This is a genomic window from Sphaerisporangium viridialbum (assembly GCF_049674955.1).
Taxonomy (GTDB): domain Bacteria; phylum Actinomycetota; class Actinomycetes; order Streptosporangiales; family Streptosporangiaceae; genus Sphaerisporangium; species Sphaerisporangium viridialbum.
Map to the genome: position 1 here is coordinate 9,040,772 of NZ_CP187232.1, position 20,055 is coordinate 9,060,826.

The following is a 20,055-nucleotide window of genomic DNA, read 5'->3' on the forward strand; positions in this document are numbered from 1 at the left end:
CCCATACTGCCCGTCACCTACCCACCTAGCACGATGTCTGGAGACTCATGGACACCTGCCCCCACCGTTTGGACCCCACCGGCAAGGACATCCACGCCGAAGCCCGGCTCCTCCGCGCCCAGGGCCCCGCGACGCCGGTGGAACTTCCTGGTGCAGTGGTGGCGTGGGCGGTAACCGATCCCGCCCTGATCAAAAGACTGCTCAGCGACCCCCGAGTGTCCAAGGACGCCCACCAGCACTGGCCGGCCTTCATCAACGGTGAGATACCGGAGAACTGGCCACTGCGCCCCTGGGTGGAGGTCCGCAGCGCGCTCACCGCCTACGGCGACGAGCACACCCGGCTACGCCGCCTGCTGTCCGCCGCCTTCACCCCCCGCCGGACCGCCGCGCTGAAGCCTACGATCGAGAAGATCACCGACGATCTCCTCGCGCGACTCGCCGCCTCCCCTGCCGACAGCGCCGTCGACCTGCGCGCTCAGTTCGCCTATCTGCTGCCCCTGCTGGTCATCAGTGAACTGTTCGGCGTCCCCGAACAGGCACACGACGGGTTCCGCCGCACCGTCGGCGGCCTGTTCGCCACCAACCTCACCGAGGAGCAGGCCGCGGCCAACGCCCGCGAGATCTACATGATGCTCGCCGACCTCATCGCCGCCAAGCGTCAGGCTCCCGGCGACGACCTCACCAGCGCCCTGATCGCAGCCCCCGAAGACCGGGACGGCTCGAACCTGTCCGAACAGGAAGTCCTCGACACGCTTCTCCTGTTCATCGGCGCCGGGCACGAGACGACGGTCAACCTCCTGGACCACGCCATCGTGAACCTGCTCAGCCACCCCGACCAGCTCGCCCTGGTCCGCACCGGCAAAGCCACCTGGGACGACGTGATAGACGAGACCCTCCGCAAGGAGGCACCGGTCGCCAACCTGATCATGCGCTTCGCCGTGGAAGACATCAACGACACAGCCAGTGGGCTGGTGTTCCACGCTGGTGATGCCATAGTGATCGGCTACGCCGCCGCCGGCCAGGACCCTGACCTGCACGGCCAGGACGCGGACCGGTTCGACATCCAGCGTCCCACCCGGCACCGTCATCTGTCGTTCGGGCACGGCACCCACTTCTGCCTCGGAGCGCCCCTGGCCCGCCTGGAAGCGGAGATCGCCCTGCCCGCGCTGTTCGACCGCTTCCCCGGCCTCGCTCTCGCCAGTCCAGTGGACCAACTTCGTCCCCTTGAGTCCTTCATGTCCAACGGACACCGCGAGCTACCCGTCCTTCTCGGCCAGGCGGCCGCCACCTGACCTCCTAGACCCGCTCGGATACCCGGCGGCGGCCTCCTCCTCCAGCCGCTGCCGGGGGCCAGGCCGACCGTGGAGTCACGTTGCCTCGGCCCCTGCGGTGGCGGCTCGGACACGGGATTCGACGGCCGCCTGCTGATGGCCGGCCACGATGTGGCGGACGGCCTCGTCCGGATCGTCCGTGAGGTGAAACAGCTTCGGATCATCCTCCGAGATCATTCCTCTGACCAGCAGGGTGTTTTTGATCCAGTCGACGAGTGGCTTCCAGAACTCCGTCCCCATGAGGACGATCGGGAACACGGTGATCTTCCCCGTCTGGACGAGCGTGATGGCTTCGAAGAGCTCGTCGAGAGTCCCGAAGCCGCCGGGCATGACCACGAAGGCCTGCGAATATTTCACGAACATCGTCTTGCGGACGAAGAAGTAGCGGAACTCTATGCCGAGGTCGACGTAGTCGTTCAGCTTCTGCTCGAAGGGCAGCTCGATGCCGAGCCCCACCGAGACGCCGCCCGCCTGGCGCGCCCCCTTGTTGGCCGCCTCCATGCATCCGGGCCCACCGCCGGTGATGACGGCGTACCCCGCCCCGGCCAGGGCCTTGCCGACCTGCTCGCCCAGCGCGTAGTCGGGGCTGTCGACGGGAGTGCGCGCGGACCCGAACACGGTGACGGCGGGCGGCAGCTCGGCGAGCTGCCCGAAGCCCTCCACGAACTCGGCCTGGATGCGCAGCACCCGCCAGGGATCCATGTGCAGCCACTCGGTTGATCCGCGCTGGTCGAGGAGTCTCTCGTCATAGGTGGTGTCGGTGAGGAACTTCCCCCGGACCAGAGACGGTCCCTGACGGCGTTCCCCGCGAGGTGCTTTGTTCATGCGAATCACGCTAACCGCCCACGCGAGCGCGTAAGCCGCACCGGATGGGAAGGTCTCACACGAGTCCCAAAGAATCTTGAAAAATCTGCTCGGAGCAGCGGAACCGTTTCTTCGCGAGGCTGCGTCTAAGAGCCGAGGGTGCTGCTCGGGACTGAAAGTGGCTTTCCCCGCCAAATGGCCGGCGAGGAAAGCCACTTTCTTTTGTCCGGACACCCGTACGGCCCCGCTCGGCGAGGCCAGGGCCGGGAACCCGCGCGGTCAGGACGCCGGGGCGCCGAGCCAGGCGAGCATCCTGCGCTCGCATTCGGCGATCTGGGCCAGCGAGACGTACTCGCCCTGCTGGTGCGCCACATTCGGGTCGCCGGGGCCGTAGTTCACGGCCGGGACGCCGAGGTCGGAGAAGAGCGAGACGTCGGTCCAGCCGAGCTTCGCCCGGGGGGTGCCGCCGATGGCCCGGGCGAACGCGGCGGCCACGGGGTGGGTCAGCCCTGGGCGCGCGGCGGACGCGCCGTCGGTGAACCGCACGGCGTACCCGTCGAACACCTCGCGCACGTGGGCCCGCGCCTGTTCGAGCGATCGGTCGGGGGCGAAGCGGTAGTTGACCGTCACCACGCACTCGTCGGGGATGACGTTGCCCGCGACCCCTCCGGCGATGCCGACGGCGTTCAGCCCCTCGTGGTAGGCGAGGCCGTCCACGACCGGCTCGCGCGCCTCGTAGGCGTTCAGCCGGGCGAGGATGGGCGCCACGGCGTGGATGGCGTTGACGCCGTGCCACGACCTGGCGCTGTGGGCCCGCCTGCCCTCGGCGACGATCCGCGCCCGCAGGGTGCCCTGGCAGCCTCCCTCGATCTCGCCGCCCGTGGGCTCCATGAGCACGGCGAAGTCGCCCGCGAGCAGCTCGGGACGGGTGCGGCCGAGCCGGGCCAGCCCGTTGCGCGCGGCCTCGATCTCCTCGCAGTCGTAGAAGACGTACGTGACGTCCCTGGCGGGACTCGGCACCCCGGCGGCCAGCTTGAGCGCCACGGCGACGCCGCTCTTCATGTCGGAGGTGCCGCAGCCGTACAGCAGGTCGCCCTCGACGCGCGAGGGGAGGTTCCCGGCGAGCGGCACGGTGTCGAGGTGGCCCGCGATGACCACCCGCTCGGAACGCCCGAGCCGCGTGCGCGCCACGACGGCCTCACCGTCGCGGACGACGGTGAGGTGCGGCAGCGGCGCGAGGGCCGCCTCGACGGCGTCGGCCAGGGCCTTCTCGCCGCCGCTGACCGACTCGATGTCGACGAGCGCCGCCGTCAGCGCCCGCACGTCACCGGTGAGGTCGAGCGGCGCCGTCTCAGGCATTGAGGCCGTGCTGGCGCAGGACGTCGTTGAGCTCGGCCTTGTCGTGGCGCTGACCGGCCTCTAGGCGCTTGAGCACCAGGACGCACGGGAGCCCGAAGGTGCCGCCGGGGAACTCCTTGGGGCGCGTGCCGCCGACCGCGACGCACCAGTCGGGGACGTGGCCCCGGCTGATCTCCTCGCCGGTCTGGACGTCGATGACGGGCATGGACGAGGTCAGGATGGTGCCGGCGCCCACCACGGCGCCCTTGCCGACCCGCGCGCCCTCGACGATCATCGAGCGGCTGCCGATCAGCGCCTCGTCCTCGACGATGACAGGGACGGCGTTCGGGGGCTCCAGGACGCCGCCGATGCCGACACCGCCCGACAGGTGGACGTTCCTGCCGATCTGGGCGCAGGAGCCGACCGTGGCCCAGGTGTCCACCATCGTGCCACTGTCGACATACGCCCCGATGTTGGTGAAGGACGGCATCAGGACGACGCCCGAGGCAAGGTAGGCCCCCCAGCGGGCGATGGCGCCCGGCACCACGCGGACGCCCTCCAGGGACGTCTTCAGCGGGATGCGGTCGTTGTGGTGGAAGTCGCCGACCTGGCTCCTGACCATGCCGAGGACCCTGAAGCTGAGCAGGATGGCGCGCTTGGCCCGCTCGTCCACGATCACGTCGCCGGAGGAGTGGTCGACGAAGGCGACCCTGGCCTTTCCGGTGTCGAGCATGTCCACGGCACCGACGATCACGCCACGCGCTCCCGAGTCATCGGGAGACAGCTCGGCACGGCGCTCCCACAACTCGTCCACGGTGGCCGGCAAGGGGCTTTCGAAGGTCTCGCTCATGCAAGGGGAGCTTAGTCCCGCACGGGGACCACGGCTGGGCCGGTAGGTTCTTGTGCGTGGCACGGCGATTCTCACGAGCGGTTCTGACGATTACGAGCATCGTCCTCGTGCTCGGCGTAGCCATATTTTTCGGGATTTATCACCTGCTCAACCGCGCGAAGCCGTTCGCTCTGGGCGAGCACTGCGAGGTGAAGACCAGCGTGGGCACGCTCGACCTCGAGATCGAGCAGGCGCAGGTCGCGGCCACGATCGCCGCGGTCGCCACCCGCCTCAAGCTGCCCGAGCGGGCCGTGGACATCGCCTACGTGACGGCGATCCAGGAGTCCAAGCTGCTGAACCTCCCCTTCGGCGACCGCGACTCCGTGGGGGTGTTCCAGCAGCGCCCCTCGCAGGGCTGGGGCACCGTCGAGCAGCTCCAGGACCCTGTGTACGCGACGCGCAAGTTCTTCTCGGCGCTGGTCAAGGTCAAGCACTACCAGAAGCTGCCGCTGCACGAGGCCGCCCAGGCCGTGCAGCGCTCCGCCGACGGCTCGGCGTACGCCCAGCACGAGGTGGACGCCAAGATCCTCGCGGGCGCGTTCACCGGGCGCGTCCCGAAGGCCGTCCACTGCTGGTACCCGCCCGCCGACAAGCCCGTGCCCTCCCAGCCCGCCAAGGCGCGCAAGGAGCTCAGCAGGGCCCTCGGCGACACCTCCAGCGTCGGCAACCAGATCAGCGCGGCGACGCAGCGCAGGGGCTGGCTGATCGCCGCCTGGTCCGTCGCCCACGCCCAGAAGTACGGCCTGCACCAGGTGCGCTACGCCGGCGTCGCGTGGAAGTCCGCGTCCGGCCATGACGGCTGGCTGACCGACGCCAAGTCCTCCGAGGGCAAGGTCGAGATCGCCTAGAGCATGCGCTCGACGTTGATCGAGCCGGGCGAGAGCGGCTGCGCGTAGGCGGCGGTCCATGCCTGGCCCTGCACGCGGTCGAAGCTCAGCAGCCGCCCGTCGGCGGCGCGGTAGTCGGCGAAGTCCATTAGGCCCCGCTCGGGATAGCCGGTGGTGCCCTCGGAGCGGAAGGCGGCGGTCCCCCGGTCGATCGGGTAGAACTCGACGTTCTCCATGATCAGCATGCTCTTCGCGGGCACCATGCCCTGGGTCGGGACCGGCGTCCACAGGTAGACCTCAAGGTGCGGCGGGTCGTCCGGGGTCGCCCCTTCGCGCTCCTCGACCGACAGCCACTGGTAGTGGCGCACCCCCTCTTCGAGGAGGTACTCGATCCACTGGTCGCCCTGCCACGACAGATGCAGGGCGCCGAGGACGCGCGACCGCGCGCCCTGGCGGTCGATGGTGTCCCCGACCTTGATCGTCCTTGGATCGAGGTAGTCGGGGTCCAGGACGACCGGGCGGGCCAGCGCCGGGTGTGACGAACTCGGCTCGGACGCCGGCTCAGGGGGTCTGGGAGCCGGCCGAGCCGTCCTCTCGGGCCGTCGCGTGCCGAGAAAAGCGCCCAGCACCACGACGAAGATGGCTGCGCTCACTGCGAGCACGACCGCAACGGTCATGCCGCGGGATCCTACTGGAGGCGGAGCACCGCCGCATTGACCCGTTCGTCAGTTGCCGTCATGGCGATCCGGATATGCGAGGAACCTGCCTGTCCGTAAAAGTCGCCCGGCGCGACCAAAATGCCGATTTCGGCCAGCGCCTGGACCTGCTCCCAGCAGTTACGGTCGTCGGTCGCCCACAAATACAGCCCCGCGGTGGAGTGCTCGACGCGCCATCCGGCCTTTTCGAGCGCGGGCCGCAGCAGGGCGCGCCGCGCGGCGTACAGCTCGCGCTGCGCGTCGGCGTGCTCGTCGTCGTCCAGGGCGGCGGCCATGGCGGCCTGGACCGGCGCGGGCATGATCATGCCCGCGTGCTTGCGCACCTCCAGCAGCCGCCGCACGAGCGCGGGATCGCCCGCGACGAACGCCGCGCGGTAGCCGGCGAGGTTGGACCTCTTGGACAGCGAGTGCACCGCGAGCAGGCCCTCATGCGAGCCGCCGCAGACGTCGGGGTGCAGGATCGAGATCGGCCGTTCCTCCCAGCCGAGCTCGATGTAGCACTCGTCGGAGGCCACGACGGCCCCCCGCTCGCGCGCCCAGGCGACGACCTTGCGCAGGTGCTCGGCGGGCAGCACGCGGCCCGTGGGGTTGGAGGGGGAGTTCACCCAGACCAGCGGCACGCGCTCGGGGCCGAGGCCCAGCAGGCCGTCGGTGGCGTACGGCGCCGCCCCGGCGATGCGGGCGCCGACGTCGTAGGTGGGGTACGCCAGGGCGGGGATCACCACGCGGTCGCCGGCCCCCACGCCGAGCAGGGTGGGCAGCCAGGCGACGAGCTCCTTGGAGCCGATGGTCGGCAGGACGTCGGCGGGGTCGACCGTGACGCCGTGGCGGCGGGCGAGCCAGCCGGCGGCGGCGCGGCGGAGCCGCTCGGTGCCGTGGGTCAGGGGATATCCGGGGCTGTCGGCCGCGCCCGCGAGGGCCTCCCGCGCCACGGCGGGCACCGAGTCGACGGGGGTGCCGACCGAGAGGTCGACGATGCCGCCAGGATGGGCGAGCGCCCGTTCCTTGAAGGGCACCAGGCGGTCCCACGGAAAGTCAGGCAGCCCGATCACCGAAACAACCCCCAGAAGTCAGACGCGATCATGATGTCGGCGGCCGGGTATGTCACCGGCGGTACCGCGACCTGATGGTCACGGTACCCGGCGGCACCTCATGACCACGGACGGGCCGAAGGTCAGTGCTCCTCTGCCTGCGGCGGAAGGGCGGCCACGATCGGGTGATCCTTGGCGATCTTCCCTACCTTGGACGCTCCGCCGGGCGAGCCCAGCTCGTCGAAGAACTCCACATTCGCCTTGTAGAAGTCCTTCCACTGGTCGGGCGTGTCGTCCTCATAGAAGATCGCCTCGACCGGGCAGACGGGCTCGCATGCGCCGCAGTCCACACACTCGTCTGGGTGGATGTAGAGCATGCGGTTGCCCTCGTAGATGCAATCGACGGGGCACTCTTCGATGCACGCCTTGTCCAGGACATCCACGCAAGGCTGCGCGATGACGTAGGTCACCTCGGGCTCCTTCTTCTCCGCGCCTTCGCACGACTCGACCGCGGGTTGCTAGACCTAGTATTGCCGTGCTGGCCACATGTCTGAAACGGGAGGGGGGGAAAGCTGGTGACATCGCACTTTGGCGGAAGGCTGCTCATCTCCGTCTCCCCGTCCGATGTCGGCAGCAGGGTAACGGTGCGGCGCAGGGAGCCCGAGGGTTTCCGCGACACGGTCGGGGTTCTCGAGGCCTGGCACGAGGGGTTCCTCAAGGTCCGCAAGCGCGACGGCACGCTGGTCGACATCCCCGAGGAGAAGGTCGTCGCGGCGAAGGTCGTCCCCGAGCGCTGAGCCGGGCCCTTTTCGCGTAGTAAGCCCTCAACCGCACCCCAATGCTGGCCCAAACGTCCGCGTGCCTCCTCGACGCGGGAGAGCGTGACGTTGAGTATTCACCTCGTGACCTCACGTGCCGCAGCCGCAGTAGCGCTCCTCGCCACAGCCGTGGCCGGGTGCTCGTCAGCGACCACCAACGAAAAGAAGCTCCCTCCGGTCAACCCGAAGGCCGCCAGTCTCACCGAAGGGTTCGGCTCGATGGACCGGCTGGTCGAGGCCGCGAGGAAAGAGGGCTCGCTGAACCTCATCGGGGTCCCCCGCGACTGGGTGAACTACGGCGCCATCATGGACCGCTTCTCCGGCGAGTACGGACTGCGGGTCAACGTGACCGAGCCCGGCGCGAGCAGCCAGCGCGAGATCGACGTCGCCAGGAGCTCGACGCCCGACAAGGTCCCCGACGTCTTCGACCTCGGCATGGACGTCGCGATCGCCAACGCGCAGAGGTTCGCCCCGTACAAGGTGACCGCCTGGCAGGACATCCCCGACGGCGTCAAGGACCTCAAGGGGCACTGGTACGCCGGATACGGCGGCTACATGTCGATCGGGTACGACCCTCGCAAGGTGAGCGCCCCGGCGAGCTTCTCCGACCTGCTCAAACCCGGGTACGCCGTGGCCCTGCCGGGCGACCCGCTGCAGACCGCTGCGGCCTTTAACGGCGTCATGGCGGCGTCGCTCCACTCGGGCAAGCCCGAGGCCCAGCGGGGCGTCGAGTTCTTCTCCAAGCTCAAGAAGTCCGGCGGCTTCAGCCTCCCGTCCCGGGCCAACACCCTGGTCGACTGGGACTACGTGAACGCCGCCAAGGCCGCCCAGACCGCCGGAGACGACAAGCCCGCGTGGAAGGTCGTGGTCCCGTCGAACGCGACGCTCGCGTCGTACTACGTCCAGGCGATCAACAAGAAGGCGCCGCACCCCGCCGCCGCCCGGCTCTGGCAGGAGTTCCTCTACAGCGACGCGGTGCAGAACCTCTTCCTCAAGGGATTCGCCCGCCCGGCGCGCATGGAGGCGCTGGACATGAAGGGCAAGCTCGACAAGCAGGCCGCGGCCAAGCTGCCCGCCGTGTCCGGCACCCCGGTCCTGCTCACGATCCCGCAGGCGGACGAGGCCAAGACGTACCTGAAGGCCAACTGGTCCAAGGCGATGAGCTGACCCCGGCCATTCCATACCTGTGCCGGGAGAGTAAGGGCGAAGCACACGGACAGATGTGTCGCGAGGACATCAAGGCTCTAAAGTGTCTGTACTTACGGACACGGGAAGCGATGTCTGAGAATGCGAGCTGATGGCCTTGCGATACGACACGCCGAGTTTGATGCGGTGGAACGCTCGCGCCTATGACAGCTCGTTCGGCTACGTCTCGGCACACGGGGCACCGCTGATCGAACTGCTGGACCCCCAGCCGGGCGAGCGCATCCTCGACCTGGGCTGCGGCACCGGGGTGCTCACCGCCGACATCGCCGCCAGGGGCACCTCCGTGCTCGGCATGGACGGCTCCGCCGCGATGATCGACGTCGCGGTCGCCCACCACCCGGGCCTGGACTTCATGGTCGGCGACGGCGCCAACTTCCGCGTCGGGCAGCCGTACGACGCGGTGTTCTCCAACGCCGCGCTGCACTGGATGGGCCGCGATCCCGACGCGGTGATCCGCTGCGTGCGCACGGCGCTGACCCCGGGAGGCCGGTTCGTGGCCGAGCTGGGCGGCGCGGGCAACTGCGCCGCGCTCACCTCCGCGATGCTCACGGCCTGGCGGGAGTACGGGCTGCCGGAGCCCGAGCTGCCCTGGTACTTCCCCAGCCCTGCCGAGTACGCCGTCCGCCTGGAGAAGGGCGGGTTCACCGTGCGGCTGCTCGAATACTTCGACCGGCCGACGCCGCTCGACGAATGCCCCAACGGCGCCGCCGACTGGGTCCGCATGTTCGCGGGCTCCCTGCTGGACGGCGTGCCACCGGTGACAGTGGAGCCGTTGCTGAGAAGGGTCAACGAGCTCGCGGCACCCGCCCTGCGCCGCGAATCCGGCTGGGTGGCCGACTACGTGAGGCTGCGATTCGCCGCTGTGCGGGCCTAACCGCCGCCTACGATCTAGCGATTTGCCAGACTATGGTCTGGTCAACGGAATCACCGGAGAGGAAACGGGATGAACTTCTGCCTGAGTGATCTCGTGCCTCCGCTTCGGTGGAGTGACGCGACCGCATTCTCGCAGCTCCGCGACGTGCCGAACCTGCCGGACGCCTGGTGGCGGGCCGCCCCCCTCAGCCGGGTCTTCGCCGTGCTCGGCCCCGAGGCGCTCGGTGAGCTCCTCACAGAGCTGTCGATGGAGCACTGGCCGGCCGCCGCGCTGGGCGACATCCTGCCCGCCCTGCACGTCATGGATCCCGACGAGGCCGACGAGCCGCAGGTCTCCATCGCCCTCGACCGCGTGGGCTCGTGGTTCGGCCTGCTCTCGCTGACCGGCCGCGAGCTGGCCGACCAGCCGTTCATCCGCGCCAGGCCGGTCCTGACCGCCCTGTTCACCGCGGTCTTCGTACGGCTGACGCCCACCGGCGACCAGAGCGCCAATCTCGACGACCACGCGGCACGGCCGTCCCTCCACGCCGAGGAGGCCCACGAGACGCCCTCACGGGCCGCGGAGACGCCCCAGCCCGCCTCGGCGGCTCCGGAGGCGCGCAGGCGCGCACCGGCTCACGAAAGCCCCGTACCGGCCCGCGGGGCCTCCACAGGGCCTCAGGCGTCCCCGGCGGACCGCTCCACGGACACCGGGTCGCCCGCACGGGCCGAGCCGCTTCCCGTACGGCCCGCGCCGCCGCTGCCGAAGAGGCAGAAGTCGTCGATCGACCGGAGCGACCCCCTCGGCCTCGCCGCGGCCCGCATGGCGGAGGCCGCGCTGAAGCAGCACGTCTCCAGGGAGTTCCCCGGCGCCGCCCCTGGCGAGAGCGGCTCCGGCCGGTCCCGCACCTCGATGTTCACCCCGCCCCCGCGCACCGAACGTCCCTTCACCGCCCCGAGCGCGCCCACCTACCCCCCCGACGTCCCCGCCTTCGGCAACGACGTCCCCGCGTTCGGCAACGACGTGCCCGGATTCTCCCCGGACGGCCCTGGGTTCGGCGGGGACGATCCTGGGTTCACTCCGGCTCCCCGCCCCTTCGTGCCCGAGCCGGAGCCGTTCGATCCCGGCCCGTTCCCCCGCGACCTCGACCCGTTCGGCCCGGACTCCGGCCCGTTCGGGCCCGGCGGCCCCGCCCCCGACCCCTTCGCCGCCAAGGGCCCCGCGCCCGCAGAAGCCCCGGAGGGCCCGGAAGGCGCGGAAGCCCCGGGAGGTACGGACGCCCCGGAAGACCTCGGGATCGCGGAGAGCTTCGGGACCGCGGAGAGCTTTGGGACCGCGGAAGGCGACGTGGCCCCCCTCGGCCCCGAGGGCACGCAGGACCGCGACATCGCGGACGACGGAGAGCCGCCGCGCGAGCCCGAGGGCCCCGCCGCCTCCGAGGGGGCCCCCGCCGGCACGAACACCGACGAGCTGGGCACCGGGCGCACCGAGAGGGACATCCCCGCGCTCATCGACGCGGCCTTCGCCGACCTCGACGACAAGACCTGGGCGGTGGCGCAGAACCACGTCTTCGCCGACTCCCCCGCCGCCCCCGAGGAGCTGGCCAAGCTGTTCGCCGTCAGCCCCGAGGACATCGTGGCCCTTGAGGACGAGCTGCGCGGCAGGCTGGCCGCCTGGCTCGACAGCGCGGACGCCGCGCCGTACACCCAGCACCTGGAGAAGCTCCCCGGCACCCTCGGCGTGGCCGCGCCCAAGTCGCGCCTGATGACCGCCGCCGACTGGCACACCAGGGAGCTGCGCTCCCTCGACGTCCCGGCCTGGCAGTTCGTGCTCGCCACGCTGCCCGGTTACACGGTCCAGGACGACTGGCTGGTGTCGGGGGACATCGCGGAGCTGCGCGACCAGACCTGCGCCCTGATCCTCAACGCCGAACGCCCGCCGACGGTGGCCCGCGCACTCGAACTGGTGTCGACCCTGGGCATCCATCCCGAGGTCGCCAAGGAGTGGCTGGAGAACGTCCCGCAGCTACGCATCCAGAGCAACAAGAAGCCCGGCAAGGCCGAGGAGGAGCGGCCGGGCGACCCCGAGGGGCCCCAGTCGACGCCGACCGGCCAGCTCAAGGACGTGTCGATGACCCGCAGGTGCTTCCGGCATCCGGACGGCCTCTGGTGGCTGCGGGTGGACGTCGCGCCCGAGCAGCTCACCGGCGGGGAGTGCCCGCTGCCGAGCGGGTTCGCCGCCTACCTTGGGCTGTCGCCGGGCGAGAGCCACACCGTGATGAGCGCGGCGGGAGAGGTCACGCTGAGCTGGCAGGCCCGTCCCGTCATCGAGTCGCTCGGACAGCTGCTCCACGACATGGGCGCGCAGCCCGGAGCCCACCTGTTCCTCACCGTGGCGGAGGAGGACAAGGTCCTGCGGGCCAGGCTGGTGCCCGCGTCGACCGGCGACCTCGACAAGGGCGCGGTGGCGCTGCGGCTGGCCGGCCACACCACCAACGGCGGCCCCGAGTCGCTCGAAGAGACCATCCGGGTGCTGGCGACCCGCATCGGCATGACCGGGCCCGTGGGGCTGCCCGACCTGATGAACCGGCTCCGAGAACGCGGGGACCGCGACCTGCTGTCCCTGATGGTCTGACGGGAACCGCGGTGCCCCGGCTCGCGATCGCCCCCGAGGTCCCCCGGGATCTCGACGCGCTTCCCCGGCCCGTACACCGGGACGCCGTGATCGCCATGCGCCGGTTCCTGCAGAACACCACGTCCGCCCCCCACCCCGAGCGGGTGCGCAACACCCGGGACTCGCGCGTGGCGACGCTGCGGCTCGCCGACCACCACCGCGGGGTGGTCGTGCGGCAGCGCGACGTCTACTGGATGCTCACCGTGCTGCCGGACGCCGAGGCCTGGTCGTACGCCCAGCGGCACCGCTTCGCCGTCAACGCGGCCATCGGGGTCGCCGAGATCTGGAACGCCGAGGCCCTCGAACGGGTCGAGCCCGCGCTGCGCCGGTCGGCGGAGTCCACCGAGTGGCGGCTGTTCGCGCACGTCTGCGACAGCGACCTGCTCGGGCTCGGCATCGACGCCGAGGTGCTCCCCCTGGTGCGGCTGATCACCACGGGCGCCAACCTCGACGCGCTCGAACCCCTGCTCCCCGAGAGCCAGTTCGCCCCGCTGTCGGTTCTCGGCCAGGGCGGCTCGGTCGCCGAGGCCTGGCGGGCGCTGGACACGCGCGTCGCGGTGCCCGCGACCACCGTGGACGTCACCGACCTCACCGCCGCCCTCGAACGCACGCCCGACCGGGCCGTCTTCGTCCCCGACCCGAGCGCGCTCGACCGGGTGCTCACCACCCCGCACTGGTGCACTTTCCTCTACCCGACCCAGCACCGCCTGGCCCACCAGGACAGCTACGCCGTGCCGGTGCTGGTCACCGGCGGCGCGGGCACCGGCAAGACCCTGGTGGCGCTGCACCGCGCCGCCCACCTCGCCCGGGCCGGCGCCGGCCGGGTGCTGCTCGTGACCTTCTCCCACGGCGTGGCCACCGACGTGGCCGCGAAGCTCGACCTACTGGTGGACGACCAGGAGGTGCGCGAGCGCATCGAGGTCGGCAACGTCGAGCGCCTCGCCCACCGCATCGTCGCCGAGGCCGAGGGCCGTCCCCCGCTCCTGGTCGGCGCGCCCGACCTGGCCACGCTGTGGCAGGAGGCCTCGGAGATCTCGGGCGACCTGCACAGCCCGGCGTTCCTGCTGCGCGAGTGGGAGCAGGTGATCCTCGCCCAGAACCTCTGCACCGTGCAGGAGTACCTCACCGCGCGACGTCCCGGCCGCAGCGTCGAGCTCGAATGCGAGGAGCGCACCGCGGTCTGGAAGGCCATCGAGCACGTCACCGTGCGGCTGCGCGCCTCCGGCAGGCGCACGCTGCTCCAGCTCGCCTCCGAGGCCTCCACGCTGCTCGGCCGTACCACGGGCGACCTGCTCGGCGACGACGCTCCGGGGCGCGAGCCTTACCGGCACATCGTGGTGGACGAGGCGCAGGACCTGCACCCGGCGCAGTGGCGGCTCCTGCGCGCCGCCGTGCCGCCCTCGCCGAACGACCTGTTCATCGTCGGCGACCCCCACCAGCGCGTCTTCGACACCCGGGTGGCGCTGAGCACGCTCGGCATCAAGGCCGAGAGCCACCGCCTCACCATCTCCCACCGCCTGCCGCAGGAGATCCTCTCGTGGGGCGTGCGGCTGCGCGGCGGGGGCCCGGCCGACGGACTGGTCGACGGCATCATCGAGCTGGTGGGCTTCCGCGCGACGCACCTGGGCACCCGCCCGATCGTCCGGGAGTACACCTCGGGCGAGGCGGAGCTGGCCGGCCTGGTGACCCTCGTCAAGGAGTGGATCGGCGACGGGGTGCCCCCCGACGAGATCGCCGTCGCGACCCGCCTGAGCGACCTCGTCAGGGACGCCAAGGCGGCGCTCGCGAGCGCGGAGGCCCCGGTGCGGGTCACCACGCTCCACGGCCTGAAGGGCCTGGAGTTCCGCCGGGTCGCCCTGATCGGCGTGGCCGACGGCATCGTGCCATCGGCCGACGCGCTCACCCCCGCCGCCGAGGATCCGACGGCACGCGCCCACGACCTGCAGCGGGAACGAGGGCTGCTCTACATGGCCTGCACGCGGGCCGCCGAGCGGCTTTACGTGTCCTACTCCGGCCGGGCAAGTCCCTTTCTGCCACCATGACCCAATAACCTGAACTGCGGATAAGACCGAGTCTCATCCCGACCCAAGCCCCATGCCGGTTGGACCCCCATGAATTTGAGCCTTAGCGACATCGTGCCTCCCCTGCGCTGGACAGCACCCAGCCAGGTCGAGCCGATCGCGAGCGACGCCCGTCTCCCGGACGCGTGGTGGCAGGCACTCCCCCTGGACCGCGCCTGCCTGATCGTCGGAACCGCTCAGGTCGCGGCGCGACTCGCCGACCTGTCCATGGCCTGCTGGGGGCACCTACCGCTCGGCGACATCCTGCCCCTGATCCGGATGACGGACCCGGAGAAGAGCCTGCGCACGCCCGAGAGCCGCGAGGTCGTGCACGCGCTGTTCACGAGCGTGCTGTCGCGGATGCTGGCCTCCGAGACGCAGCCCGGCCGCGAGGCCGCGCCCGTGCCCGCCCAGCCGGCCAAGCCCGACCGGCCGATCCCCGAGCTGATCGACGGGATCTTCGCCGCGCTCGACGACCGGCAGCGGGCCATCGCCAAGGACCGGGTCTACGCCGAGCGCCGGGTGACGCTCGACGAGCTGGCGCAGCGGTTCTCCGTGACCCGCGAGCGCATCCGGCAGATCGAGCGTGACCTTCGCGACCACGTCCAGACGCGGCTCGCCACCCCCGAGGCCACCCCGCTGGCCGCCCACCTCGCCTGGCTGCGGGGACGGCTCGGCTCCGCAGTGCCCGCCGACGACCTCGCCGCCGCGGTGCCCTGGCACCGCACCGAGCTGGCGACCCTGGGCGTGCCGACCTGGCGGTTCGTCCGCACCCTGCTGACCGGCTACGACCAGGTGGAGGGCTGGCTGGTCGCCGGGGGCGCCGACGAGCTGAAGGAGAAGACCCGTCAGCTGTTCACCGGCGGGCCGGTGAAGCTGCCGGAGGCCGTCACGATGGTCGCCCAGCTCGGGGTGCGGGAGGACGTCGCCGAGCGCTGGCTCGCCTCCGTCCCGCACCTGCGCATCCTGGAGGGCCACGTCGTCCCGTGGCCGCGCAGCGTGAACGAGAAGGCCGAGGCCGTGCTGGCCGTCGCCGAGAGCCCGCTGAGCCCCGAGGAGATCCAGACCCGCATCGGCGAGGACTACAGCCTGGTCGGCATCCGCAACCAGCTCACCGCCGACGAGCGCTTCCTGCGCGTCGACAGGAACCGCTACGGGCTGTCGCGCTGGGGCGGCGAGGAGTACATCGGCATCCGCGAGATGATCGTCCGCGAGATCGAGCGGGCGGGCGGCGAGGCCTCGGTGAACACCATCGTGGCCAACCTGACCACGCGGTACGAGGTCAGCGAGAGCTCCGTGCGCGCGTACGCGGGCGGGCCGGGGTTCGAGCGCACCCAGCGGGGATGGATCCGCGTCGCCGCGCCCGAGCAGGCCGAGCCGTACCACCCGCGCCGCGACGTGTCGATGACGCGCCGGTCGTTCCGCAGCCGGGACGGGCGCTGGTGGCACCGCGTCGACGTCAACGCCGAGCACCTGCGCGGCTCGGGGTCCCCGCTTCCGACCGGCTTCGCCGCGCACCTCGGCATGGCGCCCGGCGGGCAGCTCACGACCTCCACGCCCTCGGGCGACGTCGTGATCAGCTGGCACAACCAGCCGACGATGGGCTCGATCAGGCCGGTGCTGGCCGACTACAACGCCAGCGAGGGCGACTCGATCTTCATGACGGTGTCGGACGGCGGCGAGCTGCTGACCCGCTATCTGCCGCAGGCCGCCCAGGGGATTCCGCCGGTCAACATGGCGCTGCACCTCATCGGGTACACCGCCCCGGTCGCCTCCGAGGCCGAGGCGCTGCGCCTGATCGGGGCCCGCATCGGCCTCGCGGACGGCGCCTCGCGCGAGGAGGTCCTGACCCGCCTTCGCGAGCGCGGTGACCGCGACATCCTGGCCTTCCTCGACCCCGAGGCGGGGTGACCTCCCGAGCCTCGTGATGCCCGCCGCCGATGATCCCCAGGGCTCGTACAGGCCGTAATCCATGGCCTAAGCTCGGTGGCATGTTGCGGCTGTATGACACCAGGTCCAGGCAGCTCGAAGCGATCGTCCCCGCGAACGCCCGCGTCCTGCGCATGTACACCTGCGGGCCGACCGTCTACCGGTACGCCCACGTGGGCAACCTCAGGTCGTACCTGTTGTCCGACCTGATCCGCAGGGTCCTGGAGCAGAGCCGGGTGCGGTCGGTGGTCTGCCAGAACATCACCGACGTCGGCCACCTGGTCGACGACGAGGAGATCGACGCGTCGGGCGAGGACAAGGTCCTCCAGCAGGCCCGCCGCGAGGGGCGCTCGGCCATGGAGATCGCCCGCTTCTACGAGGACGCCTTCCGCCGCGACACCTCGGCGCTCAACATGCGCACCCCCGAGCACACCCCGCGTGCCACCGAGACGATCGACCTGATGATCGAGCTGATCGCCAAGCTCATCGAGAAGGGCCACGCCTATGCCGTGGACGACGGCTCGGTCTTCTTCGACGCGCGGAGCTTCCCAACTTACGGCGAAATTTCCGGAAACCGGCTTGACGCGCTGAAGCCCGGCCACCGGGTCGAGGGCGTCGACCCGCGCAAGCGCTTCCACGCCGACTGGGCCCTGTGGAAGGGCTCCGACCGCGAGATGACCTGGGAGACCCCCTGGGGCCGGGGGTTCCCCGGCTGGCACATCGAGTGCTCGGCCATGTCCCTGCGCTTCCTCGGCGAGCACATCGACATCCACACCGGCGGCAAGGACCTGCGCTTCCCCCACCATGAGGACGAGCGCGCCCAGTCGAACGCCTCGGTCGGGCACGACGTCGTCAAGCACTGGGTCCACGGCGAGCACGTGCTGTTCGACGGCCGCAAGATGGCCAAGTCCACCGGCAACGTCGTGCTCCTGTCCGACGTCGTGGCCGCCGGGCTCGACCCCCTTGCCGTGCGTCTGGCGCTGCTCGAACACCGTTACCGCCAGCAGATGAACCTCACCTGGGACACCCTCCACGCCGCCGACCGCACCCTGCGCCGGTGGCGGCAGCGCGTCGCCGAGTGGGCGGAGTCCCCCAGCCGGCCGATCGCCGCCGAGTACGCCGACCGCGCCCAGGCCGCCTTCGACGACGACCTGGACACCCCCACCGCCCTGCGCGTCGTGCGCGAGCTCGAACGGGACGAGACGGTGGACCCCGGCTCCCGCCTCGAGACGTTCCTGCACCTCGACCACGTGCTCGGCCTCGACCTCTCGGTCGACATCGGCAAGCCCCCCGTCGTCGCGGTCCTGCCGCCCGGCGCGGCCGAGCTGCTGGAGGCCAGGGCGAAGGCCCGCGAGACCAGAGACTGGGCGGCCTCCGACCGCCTCCGCGACGAGCTGGCCGCGCTGGGCGTCAAGGTCACCGACACCCCGCAGGGACAGCAGTGGTCCTGAAGGTCAGGTGAGCACCCTGGTCTCGCCCACCGCCAGGTCCCAGAGGTCCGCGCGGTCGCGTCCTGAGGCGATCCAGGCCGCGCGGGCCTCCTGCACGGGGGCCATCAGCGGCTCGCCCGAGAGCACGAAGGTCCCCCAGTGCATGGTCGCCATCCGCCGTGCGCCGACGTCGGCGCACGCCAACACGGCCTCGGCGGGGTCCACGTGCGAGACGTGCATGAACCACCGCGGCTCGTACGCGCCCACCGGCATCAGCGCGAGGTCGATGCCCGGGTAGCGGTCCCCGATGAGCTTGAAACGGTCGCCGTACGCGGTGTCACCGGCGAAGTAGACGCGCTGGTCCTGCGAGGTCAGCACCCAGCCGCCCCACAGCGACTTGCAGGTGTCGAACAGCGACCTGCGGCTCCAGTGGTGGGCGGGCACGAAGTCGAAGGTCACCTCGCCGATCTGGGCGCTCTCCCACCAGTCGAGCTCCGTGACGTTCGTGAACCCCTTCTTGGTGAACCAGCTCGCCAGGTTGGCGGGGACGAAGACCGGAGTGTGCCTCGGCAGGCGGCGCATCGTCGGGGCGTCAAGATGATCGTAGTGGTTGTGGCTGATCACGACGGCGTCCACCGGGGGCAGGTCGCTCCAGGCCACGCCGGGCGGTGTCAGCCGCTGCCGCACTCCCGGGATCTTCCGCGACCAGACGGGGTCCGTCAGCACCGTCAGGCCCCCGATGCGCAGCACGTACGTCGCGTGGCCCACCCACGTGACCGCCGCGTCCGTCGCGGTGATCGGGGACAGACCCGCCCTCAGCACGGGGATCTGGTCGGCGTCCCCGATGTCGGGGCGGAATCCTCCGTGCCACGCGACGCTCATGACCTCGCGGAAGTCGGGCAGCGGGCAGGTCAGGCGGTCCTTGAAGTCGGCGGGAAACGTGCGCTCACGCGGCTGCGTGACAGGGGAAACCTCAGGGCTGACGGATTGCGACATGCGACCCTCCGGTTCGTCGCCGAGTGGGAGGCGGGGCTGTTCCACAGGGATCAATCACCACTCTGCTCTGATGATCCCCCGTGGGCGGAAAACATGCCTCAGTCGTACGAGGTATCCGTCATGTCCTCCCTGGTGTGGATTGGACGGCGTTCAGCCAGGGTCTTCTCCTCCAGGGTGCGCCTTCTCCATCGGGAGGGGTGCCTCGGGTAGCCTCCCTCGTCCAGGTCGGCCAGGCGTTCGAAGACGTTCCAGGAGGCAGGGTGGCCGCAGACGGCCACCGACACCAGCAGGGCGAGGACATACAGCGGCAGCAGGGGCAGGCCGCCGCAGAAGGCGTACTGGGTGGCGTGCCGGGCCTCGTGCCTCAGCAGGGCGCCGGTCAGGTAACCCTCCCGCTGGGCCGTCAGCACCACGTTGCCGACCGTGAACGCGCCGGCGACCGGGAAGGGGATGCGGTATCCGTGGGCGTACAGCAGGCCGTGCTCGCCGCGCCGCACCTCGGCCCGCCCGATCACCGCGATGAGCAGCCCCAGCGGTGTCGACAGGTTGACGTAGTTGAGCACCCGCCTCGCCCGGTGCCGTCCGCGCATGTCTTGATTGTCACCCAACGGCCCCGGCGACCGGTAGGGCGGCCTATCTACCCGGCGGGCGCAGGTGGCGGTAGCGGCCCTCGTAGTAGATGAGCGGAGGGACGTCCCTCGGGGTGTCCGCCGAGACGACGTTCCCGACGACGATCGAGTGGTCGCCTCCGTCGTGGACGACGGTCGTGCGGCACTCCAGCGTAGCGATGGCGGTGTCGAACAGCGCGAGCCCCAGCCCGCCCCGGCGGTGCGACCAGCGGTCGAGCTGCCCTTCGAGCGTACGGCCGCGGGTGGCGAAGGCCCGGGAGGCCTCCTCGCCGTCCTCTCCGAGGATGGAGACCCCCCACACCCCGGCGTCGATCACGGCGTCGTGGAACCTGGCGATCTTCTCGACGCACACCAGCACCAGGAGCGGATCAAGAGAGACCGAGGCGAAGGAGTTGACCGTCATCGCGTGGTCGATGCCGTCGGCGAGGGTGGTGACGATCGCGACGCCGGTGGCGAAGCGCCCCGTCACCCTGCGGAAGACCGCCTGATCAACCTGGCTCTCGACAGATCCCTGATACACGCTGG

The 20,055-nt window shown here is 70.9% G+C and carries 18 protein-coding genes; 9 read left to right on the plus strand and 9 right to left on the minus strand.

Annotated features, from left to right (window positions below):
• Positions 1-47 precede the first annotated feature (47 nt).
• A complete protein-coding gene (locus ACOZ38_RS40685; protein WP_424536205.1) occupies positions 48-1,292 on the plus strand; it encodes a cytochrome P450 family protein in 1,245 nt (414 codons plus the stop codon).
• 75 nt (positions 1,293-1,367) lie between these two features.
• Here the strand turns inward: ACOZ38_RS40685 and ACOZ38_RS40690 are convergent, their stop codons facing one another.
• The 3 genes from ACOZ38_RS40690 to ACOZ38_RS40700 all read right to left on the minus strand — a co-directional run bounded on the left by ACOZ38_RS40690 (position 1,368) and on the right by ACOZ38_RS40700 (position 4,323).
• Positions 1,368-2,156: a TIGR00730 family Rossman fold protein gene (locus ACOZ38_RS40690; protein ID WP_424536206.1), complete on the minus strand. Its 789-nt coding sequence runs from the start codon at positions 2,154-2,156 to the stop codon at positions 1,368-1,370.
• 258 nt (positions 2,157-2,414) lie between these two features.
• Complete coding sequence (dapE, locus tag ACOZ38_RS40695; protein ID WP_424536207.1) at positions 2,415-3,494, minus strand: succinyl-diaminopimelate desuccinylase; 1,080 nt, start codon at positions 3,492-3,494, stop codon at positions 2,415-2,417.
• The gene (locus ACOZ38_RS40700; protein ID WP_424536208.1) at positions 3,487-4,323 is read right to left on the minus strand and encodes a 2,3,4,5-tetrahydropyridine-2,6-dicarboxylate N-succinyltransferase; all 837 of its coding nucleotides are present in this window, start codon (positions 4,321-4,323) and stop codon (positions 3,487-3,489) included. The genes dapE and ACOZ38_RS40700 overlap by 8 nt, the downstream gene beginning before the upstream one ends.
• A 107-nt stretch (positions 4,324-4,430) precedes the next feature.
• Between ACOZ38_RS40700 and ACOZ38_RS40705 the strand changes: the two genes are divergently transcribed.
• Positions 4,431-5,210: a hypothetical protein gene (locus ACOZ38_RS40705; RefSeq protein WP_424536209.1), complete on the plus strand. Its 780-nt coding sequence runs from the start codon at positions 4,431-4,433 to the stop codon at positions 5,208-5,210.
• Here ACOZ38_RS40705 and ACOZ38_RS40710 read toward each other — a convergent pair.
• The 3 genes from ACOZ38_RS40710 to fdxA all read right to left on the minus strand — a co-directional run bounded on the left by ACOZ38_RS40710 (position 5,207) and on the right by fdxA (position 7,406).
• The gene (locus tag ACOZ38_RS40710) at positions 5,207-5,866 is read right to left on the minus strand and encodes a DUF4178 domain-containing protein (protein WP_424536210.1); all 660 of its coding nucleotides are present in this window, start codon (positions 5,864-5,866) and stop codon (positions 5,207-5,209) included. The two genes, ACOZ38_RS40705 and ACOZ38_RS40710, sit on opposite strands and share 4 nt — an antisense overlap.
• Positions 5,867-5,877: 11 nt before the next feature.
• Positions 5,878-6,957: a succinyldiaminopimelate transaminase gene (dapC, locus tag ACOZ38_RS40715; RefSeq protein ID WP_405141631.1), complete on the minus strand. Its 1,080-nt coding sequence runs from the start codon at positions 6,955-6,957 to the stop codon at positions 5,878-5,880.
• Between the two features lie 122 nt (positions 6,958-7,079).
• Positions 7,080-7,406, minus strand: a complete 327-nt coding sequence (gene fdxA, locus ACOZ38_RS40720) for a ferredoxin (RefSeq protein WP_358550405.1) — start codon at positions 7,404-7,406, stop codon at positions 7,080-7,082.
• Between the two features lie 105 nt (positions 7,407-7,511).
• Here fdxA and ACOZ38_RS40725 point away from each other — a divergent pair, with 105 nt between their 5' ends.
• From ACOZ38_RS40725 to cysS, 7 genes are all read left to right on the plus strand, one after another.
• The gene (locus ACOZ38_RS40725) at positions 7,512-7,733 is read left to right on the plus strand and encodes a hypothetical protein (protein WP_424536211.1); all 222 of its coding nucleotides are present in this window, start codon (positions 7,512-7,514) and stop codon (positions 7,731-7,733) included.
• A gap of 105 nt (positions 7,734-7,838) precedes the next feature.
• Positions 7,839-8,921: an ABC transporter substrate-binding protein gene (locus tag ACOZ38_RS40730; protein ID WP_424536212.1), complete on the plus strand. Its 1,083-nt coding sequence runs from the start codon at positions 7,839-7,841 to the stop codon at positions 8,919-8,921.
• 160 nt (positions 8,922-9,081) lie between these two features.
• Positions 9,082-9,834, plus strand: a complete 753-nt coding sequence (locus ACOZ38_RS40735; protein WP_424536213.1) for a class I SAM-dependent methyltransferase — start codon at positions 9,082-9,084, stop codon at positions 9,832-9,834.
• Positions 9,835-9,903: 69 nt separating this feature from the next.
• Positions 9,904-12,447, plus strand: coding sequence for a hypothetical protein (locus ACOZ38_RS40740; RefSeq protein ID WP_424536214.1), 2,544 nt, complete (start codon positions 9,904-9,906; stop codon positions 12,445-12,447).
• Positions 12,448-12,458: 11 nt separating this feature from the next.
• Complete coding sequence (locus ACOZ38_RS40745) at positions 12,459-14,528, plus strand: UvrD-helicase domain-containing protein (RefSeq protein ID WP_424536215.1); 2,070 nt, start codon at positions 12,459-12,461, stop codon at positions 14,526-14,528.
• A gap of 69 nt (positions 14,529-14,597) precedes the next feature.
• The gene (locus ACOZ38_RS40750) at positions 14,598-16,457 is read left to right on the plus strand and encodes a sigma factor-like helix-turn-helix DNA-binding protein (protein WP_424536216.1); all 1,860 of its coding nucleotides are present in this window, start codon (positions 14,598-14,600) and stop codon (positions 16,455-16,457) included.
• Positions 16,458-16,537: 80 nt separating this feature from the next.
• A complete protein-coding gene (gene cysS / locus ACOZ38_RS40755; protein ID WP_405141641.1) occupies positions 16,538-17,926 on the plus strand; it encodes a cysteine--tRNA ligase in 1,389 nt (462 codons plus the stop codon).
• Between the two features lie 3 nt (positions 17,927-17,929).
• On the opposite strand, the gene ACOZ38_RS40760 is transcribed toward cysS, so the two are convergent.
• The 3 genes from ACOZ38_RS40760 to ACOZ38_RS40770 form a co-directional block, all read right to left on the minus strand.
• Positions 17,930-18,901: an MBL fold metallo-hydrolase gene (locus tag ACOZ38_RS40760; RefSeq protein WP_424536217.1), complete on the minus strand. Its 972-nt coding sequence runs from the start codon at positions 18,899-18,901 to the stop codon at positions 17,930-17,932.
• A 98-nt stretch (positions 18,902-18,999) separates the two neighbouring features.
• The gene (locus ACOZ38_RS40765; RefSeq protein ID WP_424536218.1) at positions 19,000-19,491 is read right to left on the minus strand and encodes a hypothetical protein; all 492 of its coding nucleotides are present in this window, start codon (positions 19,489-19,491) and stop codon (positions 19,000-19,002) included.
• A 43-nt stretch (positions 19,492-19,534) separates the two neighbouring features.
• The gene (locus ACOZ38_RS40770; protein ID WP_424536219.1) at positions 19,535-20,050 is read right to left on the minus strand and encodes a flavin reductase family protein; all 516 of its coding nucleotides are present in this window, start codon (positions 20,048-20,050) and stop codon (positions 19,535-19,537) included.
• Positions 20,051-20,055 lie beyond the last annotated feature (5 nt).

What these genes read in the sequence shown, in the direction of transcription:
- ACOZ38_RS40685 (WP_424536205.1), top strand. Translation starts at nt 48, where the DNA reads ATGGACACCTGCCCCCACCGTTTGGACCCCACCGGCAAGGACATCCAC.
- ACOZ38_RS40690 (WP_424536206.1), bottom strand. Translation starts at nt 2,156, where the DNA reads ATGAACAAAGCACCTCGCGGGGAACGCCGTCAGGGACCGTCTCTGGTC.
- dapE (WP_424536207.1), bottom strand. Translation starts at nt 3,494, where the DNA reads ATGCCTGAGACGGCGCCGCTCGACCTCACCGGTGACGTGCGGGCGCTG.
- ACOZ38_RS40700 (WP_424536208.1), bottom strand. Translation starts at nt 4,323, where the DNA reads ATGAGCGAGACCTTCGAAAGCCCCTTGCCGGCCACCGTGGACGAGTTG.
- ACOZ38_RS40710 (WP_424536210.1), bottom strand. Translation starts at nt 5,866, where the DNA reads ATGACCGTTGCGGTCGTGCTCGCAGTGAGCGCAGCCATCTTCGTCGTG.
- ACOZ38_RS40735 (WP_424536213.1), top strand. Translation starts at nt 9,082, where the DNA reads ATGCGGTGGAACGCTCGCGCCTATGACAGCTCGTTCGGCTACGTCTCG.
- ACOZ38_RS40740 (WP_424536214.1), top strand. Translation starts at nt 9,904, where the DNA reads ATGAACTTCTGCCTGAGTGATCTCGTGCCTCCGCTTCGGTGGAGTGAC.
- ACOZ38_RS40750 (WP_424536216.1), top strand. Translation starts at nt 14,598, where the DNA reads ATGAATTTGAGCCTTAGCGACATCGTGCCTCCCCTGCGCTGGACAGCA.
- cysS (WP_405141641.1), top strand. Translation starts at nt 16,538, where the DNA reads ATGTTGCGGCTGTATGACACCAGGTCCAGGCAGCTCGAAGCGATCGTC.
- ACOZ38_RS40760 (WP_424536217.1), bottom strand. Translation starts at nt 18,901, where the DNA reads ATGTCGCAATCCGTCAGCCCTGAGGTTTCCCCTGTCACGCAGCCGCGT.
- ACOZ38_RS40765 (WP_424536218.1), bottom strand. Translation starts at nt 19,491, where the DNA reads ATGCGCGGACGGCACCGGGCGAGGCGGGTGCTCAACTACGTCAACCTG.